Annotated in this window: 12 protein-coding genes; 5 read left to right on the top strand and 7 right to left on the bottom strand. The window is 43.8% G+C overall.

Annotated elements, in window-relative coordinates; translation table 11 throughout:
* Positions 1–108: 108 nt before the first annotated feature.
* Positions 109–1035, bottom strand: coding sequence for an HDOD domain-containing protein (locus tag LNL84_RS11395; RefSeq protein ID WP_244357375.1), 927 nt, complete (start codon positions 1033–1035; stop codon positions 109–111).
* A gap of 392 nt (positions 1036–1427) precedes the next feature.
* Between LNL84_RS11395 and LNL84_RS11390 the strand changes: the two genes are divergently transcribed.
* Positions 1428–2021: a TfoX/Sxy family DNA transformation protein gene (locus LNL84_RS11390; RefSeq protein ID WP_244357373.1), complete on the top strand. Its 594-nt coding sequence runs from the start codon at positions 1428–1430 to the stop codon at positions 2019–2021.
* 89 nt (positions 2022–2110) lie between these two features.
* Here LNL84_RS11390 and LNL84_RS11385 read toward each other — a convergent pair whose 3' ends face one another.
* The 3 genes from LNL84_RS11385 to LNL84_RS11375 form a co-directional block, all read right to left on the bottom strand.
* A complete protein-coding gene (locus LNL84_RS11385) occupies positions 2111–2656 on the bottom strand; it encodes a hypothetical protein (RefSeq protein WP_244357371.1) in 546 nt (181 codons plus the stop codon).
* A gap of 207 nt (positions 2657–2863) precedes the next feature.
* Positions 2864–3361, bottom strand: a complete 498-nt coding sequence (locus LNL84_RS11380; protein WP_244357370.1) for a response regulator — start codon at positions 3359–3361, stop codon at positions 2864–2866.
* Between the two features lie 33 nt (positions 3362–3394).
* Positions 3395–5338, bottom strand: coding sequence for an ATP-binding protein (locus LNL84_RS11375; RefSeq protein ID WP_244357369.1), 1944 nt, complete (start codon positions 5336–5338; stop codon positions 3395–3397).
* Positions 5339–5498: 160 nt separating this feature from the next.
* On the opposite strand from LNL84_RS11375, the gene LNL84_RS11370 reads away from it, so the two are divergent.
* Both LNL84_RS11370 and serC read left to right on the top strand, forming a co-directional pair.
* Entirely contained in the window at positions 5499–6785 is a 1287-nt protein-coding gene (locus tag LNL84_RS11370; RefSeq protein ID WP_244357368.1) for a DUF945 family protein, read from the top strand.
* A gap of 156 nt (positions 6786–6941) precedes the next feature.
* On the top strand, positions 6942–8036 hold the full coding sequence (serC, locus tag LNL84_RS11365; protein WP_244357367.1) for a 3-phosphoserine/phosphohydroxythreonine transaminase: 1095 nt from the start codon (positions 6942–6944) through the stop codon (positions 8034–8036).
* 78 nt (positions 8037–8114) lie between these two features.
* Here serC and cydC read toward each other — a convergent pair whose 3' ends face one another.
* From cydC to trxB, 3 genes are all read right to left on the bottom strand, one after another.
* Positions 8115–9836, bottom strand: coding sequence for a heme ABC transporter ATP-binding protein/permease CydC (cydC, locus tag LNL84_RS11360; protein ID WP_244357366.1), 1722 nt, complete (start codon positions 9834–9836; stop codon positions 8115–8117).
* Positions 9829–11616, bottom strand: a complete 1788-nt coding sequence (cydD, locus tag LNL84_RS11355; RefSeq protein ID WP_244357365.1) for a heme ABC transporter permease/ATP-binding protein CydD — start codon at positions 11614–11616, stop codon at positions 9829–9831. Before cydD ends, cydC begins: the two co-directional genes overlap by 8 nt.
* Positions 11617–11760: 144 nt before the next feature.
* Complete coding sequence (gene trxB / locus LNL84_RS11350) at positions 11761–12717, bottom strand: thioredoxin-disulfide reductase (RefSeq protein ID WP_244357364.1); 957 nt, start codon at positions 12715–12717, stop codon at positions 11761–11763.
* A gap of 394 nt (positions 12718–13111) precedes the next feature.
* Between trxB and LNL84_RS11345 the strand changes: the two genes are divergently transcribed.
* Together LNL84_RS11345 and LNL84_RS11340 are read left to right on the top strand one after the other, a co-directional pair.
* A complete protein-coding gene (locus LNL84_RS11345) occupies positions 13112–13768 on the top strand; it encodes a 2OG-Fe dioxygenase family protein (RefSeq protein WP_244357363.1) in 657 nt (218 codons plus the stop codon).
* Positions 13752–14981 (top strand): cysteine desulfurase-like protein, encoded by a 1230-nt coding sequence (locus LNL84_RS11340; RefSeq protein ID WP_244357362.1) that lies wholly within the window; start codon positions 13752–13754, stop codon positions 14979–14981. The genes LNL84_RS11345 and LNL84_RS11340 overlap by 17 nt, the downstream gene beginning before the upstream one ends.
* Positions 14982–15033 lie beyond the last annotated feature (52 nt).

The following is a 15033-nucleotide window of genomic DNA, read 5'->3' as shown; positions in this document are numbered from 1 at the left end:
GATGCAATTGGTATTAGAGAAGAGCTTAATCGCCTAATAGAGATACGAGAAATGGCAAATAATTAAAGAGCCATCAGCCCCTTAATTATTTTTGGTTTATTGCTATCGTTATGATAAACCCGTTGAACTAATGACGTCTTGAGTTCTTGCCTTAAACTCGTCGTCACTTAAGTTGCTAAGTGCATACAACACCTGTGCGCCGTCAGTATTGATTTCAACATCATGTTCTTCAAGTGCCTCGTAATCATCGCGACGAAAGAGAAGTAGGTGGTTGGCAACTCGAGCAATATCCAAGTAAGACACTTCAGGGCGTTCCGATGAGGTTTCTTTGTTAGAAGCAACTTCAATAAAATTACTGTCAAACCCCCATGTCTTGAGAACTTGTTTACTGGTCACAGGGCAGCGTGAGTGGAAAATTTGCATGGCCAGATCTGGTTGCAAATAATTGCCTTTGTCTAAGTACAGGTGGTACTCGTTTACTAAGCAGAATAATCCAATATCGGCTAGTAGACCGACCAGTAACGCCTTTTCAACTTCAAGGTGTTTGTATGTATCTGGTGCTACTTCATGAAAGCCTTTTACCACCATAACCATTGTCGCTGCGAGCTCTTTTGAGACAGCGGCGCTTTTTACCAGTACTTCTTGACACTCAGGAGTCAAGTTAACAGAGTTTTTTAAAAGCTCTATTGATTGGGCGGTTACAATATCTCTGACGCGGACAATGCCTAAACGAGAAACGGCAGTGGTTAATTCATTGCACGTTATATTGCGTCTGTTAAACACAACAGAGTTGGCTACACGGATAACAATAGCAGCCAAACCTGGGTCTTCAACTAAGCAATCAGCCACATCGGCAACGGAGGTGTCTTCTAGTGTGCAAAGCCTTTGTATTTTGAGTACGACCTCAGGAATCGGCGGTAGAGTGATCTTACCGGTGCTAATAGATTGCTCAACGAGTTCTGCAAACTCTGTTTCTAGGCTTTCGATAAATAGTTTTTCATTTTCAGGAAGCCAATAAAAGGATAAGTGGTTCATGCTACTACGCCAAAGAGTTGATAGACCTAGTGTACCTTTGCATACGAGCAATTGACAATAACCACAGCGACAAAAAATTAGCGACTGGTCAATTATTTGACTATAGAAAAAATCACACAGCCTTGTTGTTCCACTTCAATTGTCTTCTCGGAATGCATGTTATGTGAGCATTATCTCATATGATTCGCCTTAATTTGACAGTAATGTGACCTTTACACAGACTTAATTTTCAAGGTGAACTATGATGTTTACAAAATATATAAACAATAAGTAATGGTTCGACTGCTTATTATATAAACATAACTTTATCGCAAATAACATAATTGTTATTAAAATCTGCTGCTTTTCTGGTGATCACTTTAATCGGGGTAACAAGATTAAGGATCAAGGAAATGATAGAACAATCTTTTTACGACTATACGATGCAATTTGGTGAATCTCAAACCCGCTCAATGTTTGGCGGTACCGGGCTTTTTAAACACAACGCAATGTATGCTCTGATAAGCAACGAAAGTGTGTTTATTCGGGGCGGTGGTGAATTGGATGAGATTCTGAAGTCTTTAGAGTGTCAAAAATTTCGCCACATTAAAAAGCAATCAACAGCAACGGTCAATTATTACGATGTGACTCAGTTGTTTTTGGAACGTCGCGATAAGCTTACCCCGTTGGTAAAATTATCGATAGAAAACTCAGTATCTCAACGCAGTGTTAAGAAGTCACCGTCGAGTAGACGGTTACGCGATCTACCGAACATGCAATTAACTCTTGAGCGCATGGTGAAAAAATCAGGTGTAGAGGATGTAAATTGCTTTATTGAGTTAGGTGCTGCTAAGGTATTTCAGCGCGTAAAACGTACGTACGGAAAAGATGTTGATGTTAAACTATTGTGGAAGTTTGCTGGAGCTATCAGTGGTGTTCATTGGGAATTAATTCAAGAACCTGTGAAAAAGCAGTTGTTAGAAGTATGCGCTAGTATCGACAATTAAGAGTGTTGGTTCATTTATTAAAAAAGGTCGAGTGTAAACTCGACCTTTTTGCTTTTGACCTCTCCAATATTAGGATGAGATTAACGCGATCAGAACTTGAAACGAGCGGTGAACATTAATTGGTCACCGTAAATGTGGTTAATACGACCTTCTAAACCAAGAGAAAACAGCTCTGTTGAATGGAAACGACCATAGATAGAACCCATCCATCGATCGAAATCTTCGATATTGAGATAGCCAGCTTTACCACCGATTTCCAACTGTGGACCAAGCCATTGGCGCACACCTAAATTGATTTCCATACCTGCTTTAGTTTTATGGTGATCACCGCTGTCAAAGACATGTGCGAGCATTTCACCAGTGAAGTCAGCCCAGTTGTTCACTGGAGCATGAAAGCCTAAGCCGCCTGAAATGTCGTAATCGCCTTTAAATTTAGAGTCGATACTACCCACAACGTGAGCATTTGGATGAATCGATTTGCTCATAGCTGCACCAAAAGTCATTGGGCTACCGCCAATACGAGCTTCAGCATAATCGTAACTAAAGTTACTCATGGTGGCTTGATTTTGTGTCTGCTCGGCGAATGCTGAATGAGATGATAGCAAGATAGCTGCGGCTATAAGAGTTTTGCGCATAGTTTCAATAAACCTTTTTATGTTTGTTAATTTCCTTGCCAATAATTATGCAGTGCTTGTGCTTATGGCGCTAACGTATTGGTGCACATGATAATCCAATTCACGTACTGTTCACCAATAAAAATCACGACTATTTGCTCAATTTCCCAAAAAATTACAATTTCATACAGTAATCGGTCAGTGCTAACTACTTATTAACATATAACACTATTCACCGAATGACATTCTATTGGCAGAAAGCGCATTGAATATTTTTTCGGTATCAAGCACTGTTGCCCAGGGGGCGAGATTTTTCTCGTTGGCAATCATATATTCTGTTAGTTGTTGTGTGACGACTTGGCGCAACTGTTTACCACTCCATGGCTTGGCGATGTAAAAATCCAAACTAGAGTGATTAACCGCTTCGATAGTGTCGTCATGACCAGCCTGACCCGTTAATAGTACCTTACGCACTGACTTATACTTATCATCATCATTGAGCTCAATTAAGAAACTCACTCCAGTTTGATTAGGCATGATGTGATCACAAAGAATAAGAGCAAGGTTTGTCCCTTCATTTTGATAGTCTTCTATTACTTTTTTTGCTTCCTCGGCGGATTCCGCGCCCTCAACGATAAAGTGATCTTCAAAATCAGATAAATCTTGCAATACACTATCGAGTACTTCTCTTTCATCATCGACACACAAGATTAAATAGTTACTCATAAGATGACTCCTTGTTAGTTGTTGTATTGCCACTTATTGATTTATAGGTAACCACACAGACATGGTGGTAAATTTTTTTGGCTCTGAAGTGACCTCAATCCAGCCATTATGTTGTGCCAGGATTTGTTGGCACACAGAAAGCCCTATTCCAAGGCCAAAATTGCCTTCTTTCTTGGTCGTAAAGTTCAGCTCAAATATAGAGTTTTGTTGCTCTACTGGAATACCGCATCCATTATCAGTAAAGCGAAATACGCCATACATAACCCCATCTTTCTCTTGTTGTTCACTACAAAGCGTTAATGTGCCTTGCTCTGGAAGAGCATCGACAGCGTTAGCGATGATATTTGTCCAAACCTGCTGTAGTGCAATCGGTAAGCAGAATATGTCAGGTAATTGCCCATATTCCTTAACGACCTTATGCCGTTTGAGTTTATTTTCAAAGATCACCAGCGTATCTTCAATACCATCATGGACATTGACGTATTGGTACGACTCATTGTCTTGGCGCGCGTAACCCTTCAAGCTCCTTACCATATCAGCAATACGCTGAGCACAGACCTGAATGGATCTGAGCGTTGCACCGGTAAGTTGGAAACTTTCGAGTTCCCGGAGTTCTTTGGCCAGTTGCTCTGGTTGCTGGAGAGCCTTCTCGACAAGTTGCGTGTTCTGTTGCAGGTTTAAAGATACGAGCCTTTTTGCGATTCTTCGATCATTTACCGTTTCTTGAAGCTGCTTAGAACGACTTCTGAGTTCAGAGGTGGACAGCGGTTGAGCCTGTTTAGCCTGCGCTAAGATCTGTGAACCTAGTTCGTACGTCGGGGTGGTTGCTGTACCAATGGCAATGATCTCGTCGATTCTGTCTGTTAGCGTTTCAGCACCCCTTAAAATGGCCGCTATTGGATTGTTGAGCTCATGAGCGACACCGGCAACCAACTGGCCTAACATGGCCATTTTTTCCCTTTCAATAAGTTGCTGGTGTGCTGATTCTAGAGATTCTAATGTCTTCTGAAGTTCGATTTTTGTATTAATACTGCGTTGTAGTCTACGGTTGAAATGACGTAACAACAGATTGGTAAACAACGGCAATAGCTCAGTGTTGGAATGCATGACCTGAGTAAATACGTCGCGGTCGAGCTTAATGACCTCAGTGTGAGTTAAGGTCATGGCCGTGGAAAATGAACTCTCACCGGTGACGAACGACATTCCGCCGATGATGTTGCCTTTGCTATGGCGGACAACTTCACGTTGTTGCCCCAAGTCATCCTTTTTATAGAGCGCTACTTGACCCTCTGTGATAAACCACAAAAACTGATTCTCTTGCCCTTCAACGGTGAGTAAATGTTCTGCTGAATAGCTTCGAACGGCTCTGGTTTCATCTTCTTGACCAAAGAAGTCATGTAGAGCACCAATTACCCGTTCAGCTAAATCTGAATCTGATAAATCATGGAAATCATGGATAAAACTGGCACGGTAGCTGTGCATTTTATGATCGATGTGGGCGCGAAGGATACGCTGCTGATCAAGGATACCACTGTATCGTAATATTTCGTTCGGTTCGACACTGATGACAAAGGTCGTGAGTTCCTTAACCACGGTTTTATGCAGTTCTTGTTCGTTGAGAGGGATTGTCAAACAGTGATCTAGGCGGCCTTCGTTAATGGCAGCCAAGATTGCGTGAATATCCTCTGAATCTGTTTTGGTCACAAGGACTTTACGTGCCGATTGAGTATGAGGGGATTTTTCTAGCTGAATAAGAAAGTCACCGCCGTCAAACTGCATTGAATGACGAGCAATAACAAGAGCGACTTCTTGGCTTTTCAACCCAATATGGTTGAGAACATCATGACCTTCCTCTACTGAGGTCGCCAAATGAATATCGAATTTTGTTTGAAATGTAGACAGTTCGGTATCGAGTTTATCCAAATTGCATAAATCGTTATCGAGGCATAACACCGCGTACCGATTGTGAAGAGTCATGTCGATATTTAACCCTATATTGATGTGGATTCCAAAATGGTTAGTCTAGATTAATATAACAATAAAAAGCATAGGGTTATGAGAAGTAGGTATGAGATTGGAGATCTAATCAAGTTGAGTTAGACTGAATGAAATACACTTCACAGAATATGCGAATCATATGCATCAGTTTAAGAAAATAGGCGCTATTGGCGGCGCTATCACACTTGTTTTATGTTGGCCTCTTGCGGTTGGGCACATTGGTGAGCGCGTCATCGAAGATGGTATCGCCCAGCTTAGTAATGAAGGTGTGACAGCTGAAATCGTTTCTTATAAAAGAGGTTATTTATCTTCAACAGTTGAAACACGCTACTTTGTTGCCGATCCTGAACTTAAAGAGCAGCTGGATATTGATGGAATACCCACTGAATTGGTGGTTCAAAGCAACATATCTCATGGCTTGTTAAGTCTTTCGGCACACTCAACGATCGTTAATTTCCCCACTTTCCCATTGACCGTTGATACGGTGACACAGCTAAATGGCAATACCGACTATCAAGCCAATTTACAAAGTTGGAGTTATCAGTCAGAACAAACCAGTCAGGGTGATCAGGTGACAATGTCTTTGTCACCTGCAAGTCTTTCTGGAACCGCGACAGTGTTGGGGCAGGTGACTTTTGAAGCGAAGTTGCCCTCGCTGCAGCTTGATTTCGAATCCGGTGAAAAACTTATGATTTCGGAATTAAGCGCGTCAGGGGACGGTCAAAAAGAAGGAGGCTTTTGGCTAGGTGAGCAATCGCTTTCTATGAAGAAATTTAACGTTGACGATACGCAACTTGATAGCGTGTTTGCAATGGACAACGCTTCGTACAAATTTGTTTCGAGTCAGGACAGTGAACGAGATCGTATCGATACTCAGCACTTAGTTGATGTTGCACAGGTGACTTCAATCAATGGCAATATGACTGAATTTTCTTTGGATTTTGCTCTAAAGAGCTTAGACAGTACCGCCTTTAGCGGTTTGGTCGATTTGTATCAACGCAATCCATCTCTTGGTCAAGCTGATATCACAGAAATAGCACCCTTAATTGAAACTTTGTTCGCGCGGGGATTTCAAGTTGAAATGAACAACATGAATTTCCGTCTGGACGAAGGTCAGTTTAAGAGCAATTGGCTACTTGAAATACCAGAAGGCACAAATAATGTTTCTCGTGATCCGAGCGTTGTTCTACCCGCACTTCAGGGACACTTAGATACCCAAGTATCTGATGGTATCGTTAATTTGTACCCACCGCTTAAGCAAGGTGTGGATGAATTAATGGTGATGGAGATGGTGAAGCAAAACGACACCGGATATCAGCTTAAAGCGAACATAGAAGGCGGCGAATTAGTGTTTGAAAATGGCCAGAAGGTGCCAATTGCAGCATTGTTTCTACCTTTGATGATGTCAGGCTCTGCGGGTTACTAACTTGCGCTGAGCGTTTGTTTTTGTGCCAAGCATAGATTTCGACGTTTAATAAAGAAAAGAGGCCGATGGCCTCTTTTCTTTCTTTTGCTCCAGTGAAAAAAATGGTATTACTGACTGCTTACTTCTATTTCAAGTTTTTGCAGGAGCATCAAGGTCATGGAGCCGATTTCAAAGAGCGTATTTAATTTTAGTGCCGGTCCCGCGGGTTTACCGAAAGCGGTAATGGAAAAAGCACAATCTGAGTTTGTTGATTGGAATAACTTGGGTACGTCCGTTATGGAAATCAGTCACCGCAGTAAGTCATTCATCAAAGTTGCTCAGGATGCTGAACAAGATCTTAGAGATTTACTGAATATACCAAGTAACTATAAAGTTTTGTTTTGTCAGGGTGGCGCACGAGCGCAGTTTTCCGCGGTACCTCTAAACTTACTTGCGGGTAAAAGCAAGGCTTGTTATATCAATGGTGGCTACTGGGCCGAAAGTGCGGTTCAAGAGGCCCAAAAATACTGTGAGCCAGTAGTGTTCGATGCAAAGGTCGAGTCTGAAGGTAAAGTCGCCATCGTCCCAGCCAGTGAATGGAAAATTGACGACGATGCAGCGTACGTGCACTTTTGCCCGAATGAGACGATTGATGGCATCGAAATTAATGACTTACCAGAGACTGATAAACCCATCGTCGCTGATATGTCATCAACGATTTTATCTCGTGAAATTGACGTATCGAAGTTTGGCGTTATTTATGCGGGTGCTCAAAAAAATATCGGCCCGGCTGGAATTAGCATTGCCATTGTTCGTGATGATTTGCTCGAGCGGGCCAGTGATGCAACTCCAAGTATCTTAAGTTATAAGACACTTGCCGAGAAAGAGTCGATGTACAACACACCACCGACATTCGCATGGTATCTCTCTGGGCTGGTGTTTAAATGGCTAAAAGAGCAGGGCGGTGTTAAAGCTATTGAAAAAGTGAATCGAGAAAAAGCCGCTCTATTGTATAACTGCATTGATAGCTCTCCTTTCTACAAAAACACGGTTGCCAATAATAACCGCTCGATTATGAACGTCCCGTTCCAGTTAGCAAAACCTGAACTTGATGGACAGTTTCTTGAACTGGCGGAGCAACGTGGTTTGGTTGCGCTTAAAGGCCACCGCGCAGTTGGGGGAATAAGAGCCTCGATATACAATGCTATGCCATTAGAAGGTGTGCAGGCTTTAGTGGACTTTATGAAAGAATTTGAAACGCAGTACGCTTAAAGTGTGACGGTATATTTTCCACTTCATAAAAAAACACCCGCGAATGCGGGTGTTTTTGTGTAGAGGTTGTAGAGCTTACTAGAGTGTTTGCAACAGTTCGCAATAGCGCCCTTTTGCTTTAACGAGTTGCTCGTGAGGGCCACTTTCTACGATTTCTCCTTGCTCAAGTAGACAAATCAGATCCATCTTGTCCAAGTCGACCAATCGATGCGTGATAAATATGACCGTTTTGCCGGAAAAGTGCTCATTAAAGAGAGACATAATTTGTCGCTCTGTTTGCTTATCAAGGCCTTCGGTAGGTTCATCGAGCAATAATATTGGCGCGTCATGGAGCAGAGCACGGGCAATGCCAATACGGCGCTTTTCGCCACCGGATAACTGACGACCGCCACTTCCTAGCCAGGCGTCCAGTCCGTTATCATCAGACAGAGCCTCTAGACCGACCTTTTGCAAAACCAGTCTTAACTCTGAATCCAAAGCCTTTGGTTTAGCCATAATTAGGTTATCACGCAAAGTGCCGTTGAGTATGTCGACCCGCTGACTGACAATGCTGGTGGCCTTTCTAAGTTGAGCTTCACTCCAGTGTTCAATTGGCTGGCCCGCTAACTTAATGCTACCGCCAGACACATTCCAATAGCGAGAAAGTAACTGGATTATGGTTGATTTACCCGAACCTGTTTGTCCCACAATTGCCAGTTTTTTCCCGGACTCTAGTGATAGGTTAATAGTGCTAAGTGCATTGCGAGAGCCATCTGGGTAGCCAAAGCTCACGTTATCAAACTCAATACTGAATTGATTGTTATGAGCAACATCCTCCTCTGGGAAGCACACTTGTGGTTTTGACAAAATGACTTCGTTGAGACGTTTTGCAGACGTTAATGTTTGACCAAGGAATTGAAAGGCTCCGGCGATGGGCATTAACAGCTCAAAGCTAGCCATAGTGGCAAAAGCGACTAAGGCAATCATAGGATCCGGTTGTTGACCTCCTACGCCGTCTGCCGCTAACCAGAGCATTAATACCAATATCCAGCCATTGATGAGAATAAGCAGTCCCTGAGCCATTCCGCTGATATTGGCGTTGAATCGTTGATTGCTAATCAGTCTATGCTGCGCCTTTAAGATAGCGTCTCTATAACGCTGCTCTGCGCCAAAGAGCGTAAGTTCGCTGTAACCTTGTAGCCAGTCGAGAGTTGATACTCTTAAGTCTGCTTTGTTGCGAGTTAGTGCTTCGCCATTTCGTTTGCCCAACTTATAGAAAACGACGGGCCAAATGAGTAGCAATGTTAGTAGTAAACCCCCTAGCACAAGGCCTAAAGTCATATCCACCCAACAAAGAAAAGCGGTAAGGCAAACAATGCCAAGCGTACCTACAACGATGGGGCTAATCAGTCTTAGATAGACGTGATCCATCGCATCAACGTCGGCAACGAGACGGTTGAGCATGTCTGCATCACGGATATTGACCGCTTTTCCTGGGATAAGCGGCGTTAGTTTCTTAAAAAAGAAAATACGCAGATCGGTGAGCAGCTTAAAGGTAGCGTTGTGGCTAACAACGCGTTCACCCCAACGACCAGCTGTGCGACCCATTGCAAAACCGCGTACGCCACCACCGGGTAGCATGTAGTTAAAGGTTTCTCTCGCGATGGTTAAGCCTGCTACTGCGGCGGCTGAGATAAACCAACCGGAAAGGGTCAGTAATCCAATTGAAGCAAATAAAGTCGCAAACGAAAGTAGCATGCCAAGGGATAGGCCAAACCAATGTTTCTTATAAAGTTTGATATAAGGAAGTAACTCACGCATCGAGATCTCCTTTGTACTTTTCAAGTTGGTCTAGGTTGCTAGAAAGCATGTCTTTGAAGGTTCCTGATGTTTGGCTCAATGTTTGATAGTTGCCACTTTGGACAATATCTCCTTTATCCATCACAAGGATTGAATCGACGTTCTTAAGGTAGGCCAACTGGTGAGTAACCATCAACGTGGTCTTGCTCGCTGCGAATTTCTCGATACCGGTATTGACCAGTTTTTCGCTCTTTGCATCAAGGCTGGCCGTTGGCTCATCAAGTAACCAAAACTGTCCGTTTTGTAACATGGCCCTTGCGAGCGCGATTCGCTGTGCTTGTCCGACTGACAAGCCACCAGAACGGTCGGAAATAGGGTAGTTGAGTCCATGCTCATCGACAAACTCACTGGCGTACGCTTGGTCAAGAACACGGTTGACTGCATGGTCGTCAATGTCGTGCTTACCCAGTGTGACATTGTCACGTATCGTCCCGTGAAGTAAGAGTGGATTTTGTCCTACCCAACTTATCACTTGACGCCACGTCGTATTGTCCAATTCGTTTAGCTCAATGCCATTGATGAGTAGCTGCCCCTGATAGGGCATAAAACCGAGTATGGCATTCACCAGGCTTGTCTTACCTGCGCCACTAGGGCCGACAAGAGCCGTTGTCTCACCAGCAGAAAGTTCAAAGTTAAGTGGCCCTGCCAACTTAGTGCCTTCAGGGCTGAATATTTCCAAATCATTCGCTTGAATATGTATATGCTCTTGACTGGGTAAAGGACGTGAACCGTTTGACGTCTGTTTGGTTTCTATCTCGAGAAAGTCAACGATACTTTCAGCCGCGCCCACCGCTTGCGCCTTAGCGTGGTAAAAAGTGCCAAGGTCACGCAGGGGTTGATAAAACTCTGGAGCCAAAATCAGGATAAACAAGCCAGTAAATAGCGTTATGCCAACACCGTAGTGTCCAAAGTTAAGCTCCCCAATAAAGCTAAACCCAAAATAAACCGCGGTGATGGCGATAGAGATTGATGTGAAGAATTCGAGCACAGCAGAAGACAAAAAGGCAAGTCTTAGGACATCCATAGTGCGCTTACGAAACACTTCAGATGCGCCGTGAAGCACTTCGGTTTCTGCACTTGCACGATTAAATAGGCGTATTGTTGTCATTGACTGCAGACGGTCGTAGAAGTGCCCCGATAATCTCTGCAGTGCTTTGAAGTTCTTGCGGTTAGCGTCGGCCGCTTTCATTCCTACCAGTGCCATAAAAAGGGGAACCAATGGAGCTGTAATCAAGAAAATTAAGCCTGCCGCCCAGTTGATAGGGAAAACAACGATCAAAATGATCACAGGAACAACAACGGCAAGAGACATTTGAGGTAGATATCGGGCAAAAAAGTCCTGCATATCCTCAACTTGCTCTAAAACAAGCGTTGCCCATGTGCCTGCCGGTTTTCCTTTGATATAGGCAGGACCTAGAGTGCGGAGCTTTTCTAAGACCAGTTCTCGAATATAGCAACGAATCTGCTCTCCGCATTTGAATCCCGCTATCTCACGTCCCCAGGCGCAGCCTGCACGTCCTAGTACAGCACACGCAAGCCCGGCAAAGTGTGGTACCAGAGTTTGCTTCTCAACGTTTTCGATAATAAGTTGGTGCAAAATTGTGGCGATGAGAGCCGCTTGCGCTAAAAGGAAAAAGCTTGAAAGTACACCAAGGCCAATAGCAATAAGTAGCCACTGTTTGGCAAGCTTACTCTGTTCCTTGAGCCATTGATTCAAGCTTCGTTGTTTTTTCTTATCCATGTAGAAGGCTTATGGTTGGTCGTTATTGTTATAAGGGTTGGCATTATATACCCAATTCCCTTGATGGAGAATCTTGTGGACTATACACAACAAAACCCAGTGGAAATACCCCTGGGTTTTAAGGTTTATCAGATAACGTGGCTATTAGTCTTCAAGTGAATCTAGATACTTTTCAGCATCAAGTGCAGCCATACAACCAGTGCCCGCTGAAGTGATAGCCTGTCGGTAATTATGATCCATAACATCACCGGCGGCATACACGCCAGGAATGCTTGTTTGAGTAGCATTTCCTTCTAGGCCAGATTGAACAATGATGTAGCCATTGTTCATCTCTAGCTGTCCTTCAAAAATCGCCGTATTTGGTTGATGGCCAATGGCAATAAAGGCACCCATCACATCAATGGTTTCTGTACTGTCAGATTGAGTATCTTTGATACGAACACCCGTCACGCCCATATCATCGCCCAAGACTTCGTCTAAAGTTCGGTCGGTATGCAGAACGATATTGCCACTTTGCACTTTATCCATTAAGCGATTGACGAGGATTTTCTCTGCTCGGAAGCTGTCTCGGCGATGGATAAGGTGCACTTCAGACGCAATATTAGACAGATAAAGTGCTTCTTCAACTGCGGTATTACCGCCACCGACAACGGCTACTTTTTGATTCTTGTAAAAGAAGCCATCGCACGTTGCACAAGCTGATACACCGCGACCTTTAAAGGCTTCTTCGGATTCAAGCCCCAGATATTTTGCAGAAGCGCCCGTCGAGATGATTAACGCATCGGCCGTGTAAGATTGTGAATCGCCAACGAGTTTAAACGGTCTGCTGCTAAGATCAACTTCATTGATATGGTCAAAAATCATCTCGGTTTCGAAGTTCTCAGCGTGAGCCTTCATGCGCTCCATTAAAGCCGGACCGGTTAAGCCTTCAGGATCGCCGGGCCAGTTTTCAACGTCGGTTGTCGTGGTTAGTTGGCCACCTTGTTGCATCCCAGTCACTAGCACAGGATTGAGGTTGGCTCTGGCTGCATAAACTGCGGCGGTGTAACCCGCAGGACCCGATCCTAAGATTAGAAGTTTACAGTGTTTTGTTGCGGCCATCTTTACTCTCACTTTAGGTTAAGTGTTTTGTTGATTATGTTCCCTATATTGGGGTTTGTTGGCCAATTTCAATAGTTAGAGCGCCGCAAATTGGGCTTTTCCTCACGTAAATTAGTGGCAGTGAGTCATTTCTGTAAAAAACCGGTGAACAAGGGTTATCACTATGAAAAATAGCGTAAAACCATATCACCTAGCTATTTCTGCTGGTTTATCAACCTTGCCAATCAAAAAATTAGACTTATTGACTGCTATTTAATTCCCTTTTGGTTTTATAGGTCGTTTTATTTGTTGGGGTGATATTTTGTGCTGATAATTCTTGATTTTGCAGCAGGGTTACTATTGAATGAATGTTAATTTATTGTTAACCGTAATCGTCAGCTAAATGGAGTTTAAAATGTTACCTTCTCATAGCAACACTTTGCATCTTACTCAGTTAAGTCATCACGCCATTGAGCAATTGTCACCGACTTTTGAGTCGCTACCAAAGACGCAGCACGCAGACGGGCAATATCGATTGAGACGCTATTCCGTGATCAGTTTTTCTGATGGGAAGTTACAACAGCTGGGTAAGCAAAAGTTTATGCAGACAAACGATATCAATCGTTTTCAAGGTAATGTGGTTAGGCAATTTGAACCAATCCTAGAAAGCACACTTGCTAGCGCTGGCATGAGGGAGTTAGTCGAGCTGTTCGCTTCGGCAAATTCATTGCCCAACAATCAGGAAATTGAAATTCATCAAATGAGGATTTCGGCGGTTTTTGATGAAACGCAAGTAGCACCCGAAGGTATTCATCAAGATGGCTTTAATCATATTGCCCTCGTTGGGATCGACAGAAGCAATATCGTTGGTGGTGAAATTATGCTGTATCGAAATAATAACGAAGCGCCGTTTTTTCGAAAAGTGCTGGAAGATGGTGAGGTGGCAATGCTGGCCGATGATAAACTATGGCATAACGCCAAACCTATCCGGTGCATTAATAAAAATCGCGCTGGGCACATGGATGTTTTTGTCCTGACTGCAAAGGAGCCAAGCCATGCGCTTCACTCCTGAGAAGGTTAGAGAACAGTTTCATGCACTGGCTCAAATTCATAATCAAATGCCGGTAACCTTTCTTGATGGGCCGGGTGGCTCTCAAGTGCCAAAACAAGTCATTGATGCAATGGGGCACTATCTTGGACGGTATAATTCAAATTTGGGTGGTCATTATTTTAGTAGTCAGCAAACCGTTGATGTAATGCAAAAGGCTCGTTGCAGTGCCCAGGCATTGTTGAACGCAGAATCAAAGCACAATATTGTATTTGGGGCGAATATGACGTCTTTGACGTTTCAACTGAGCCGCTCTATTTCGAGAGATTGGCAGCAAGACGATGAAGTCATTGTCACTGCACTCGATCACTACTCCAACGTTTCGAGTTGGCAGCAAGCTGCGGATGATAAAGGTGTAAATGTGCACCAGGTACGGCTTGATGAGCATGATTGCACTCTGGACATCGACCATCTAGAAACCCTGATTTCAAATAAAACCAAATTGATTGCTGTTACTTATGCTTCAAACACCACAGGCTCTATGGTTGATATCGAGCGTGTCGTGGAGCTGGCTAAGAGAGTCAATGCGATGGTCTACGTGGATGCGGTGCATTGTGCGCCGCACCATTTGATTGATGTTCAAGAACTTGGATGTGATTTTCTGGTCTGTTCGGCCTATAAATTCTTTGGCCCTCACTTGGGCATTGCGTATGTATCACCTAAGTGGTTACAGCGTCTACAGCCATACAAAGTGGAGCCTGCAACCGAACTTGGCCCAGGGCGTTTTGAAACGGGCACTCAGAACTTTGAGGCTCTAGCGGGATTCATCGAGACAGTCAATTATTTAGCTCAGTGGGCAGAACGTAGTCTGACTTTACGACAACGTTTGATAGAGAGCTTCAAGCAATACACAGAGCATGAGGCTAGGCTCAGCGAGCACTTTTTATTGAGGTTAAAGGAATACCCAGACATCACGTTATTTGGCATAAATGACCCTAGCTCTCTAAAGCGAACGCCCACTTTTGCTCTGCGTATAAAGGGTATTGAGCCAGAGCTGATTGCGCGATCGCTTGGTGAGCAGAATATCTGTGTTTGGAATGGCCATTTTTACGCTTTGGGACTGGTTCGTCAGTTAGGAATAGAAAAAGAGGGCGGAGTGGTGCGTGTTGGCTTTATGCACTACAACACGTTTGAAGAAATTGATCGCTTCTTTGATGCCCTTGCAAAGCTGATGTAACCATAGTCCACTCTCAGGCCGGGTCGTATTAGTCGCCAGGCCTGAGAGCAAG

It is taken from the genome of Vibrio gelatinilyticus (assembly GCF_022836845.1).
Classification (GTDB): Bacteria; Pseudomonadota; Gammaproteobacteria; order Enterobacterales; family Vibrionaceae; genus Vibrio; species Vibrio gelatinilyticus.
This window is presented reverse-complemented; position numbering and strand designations above follow the sequence as displayed.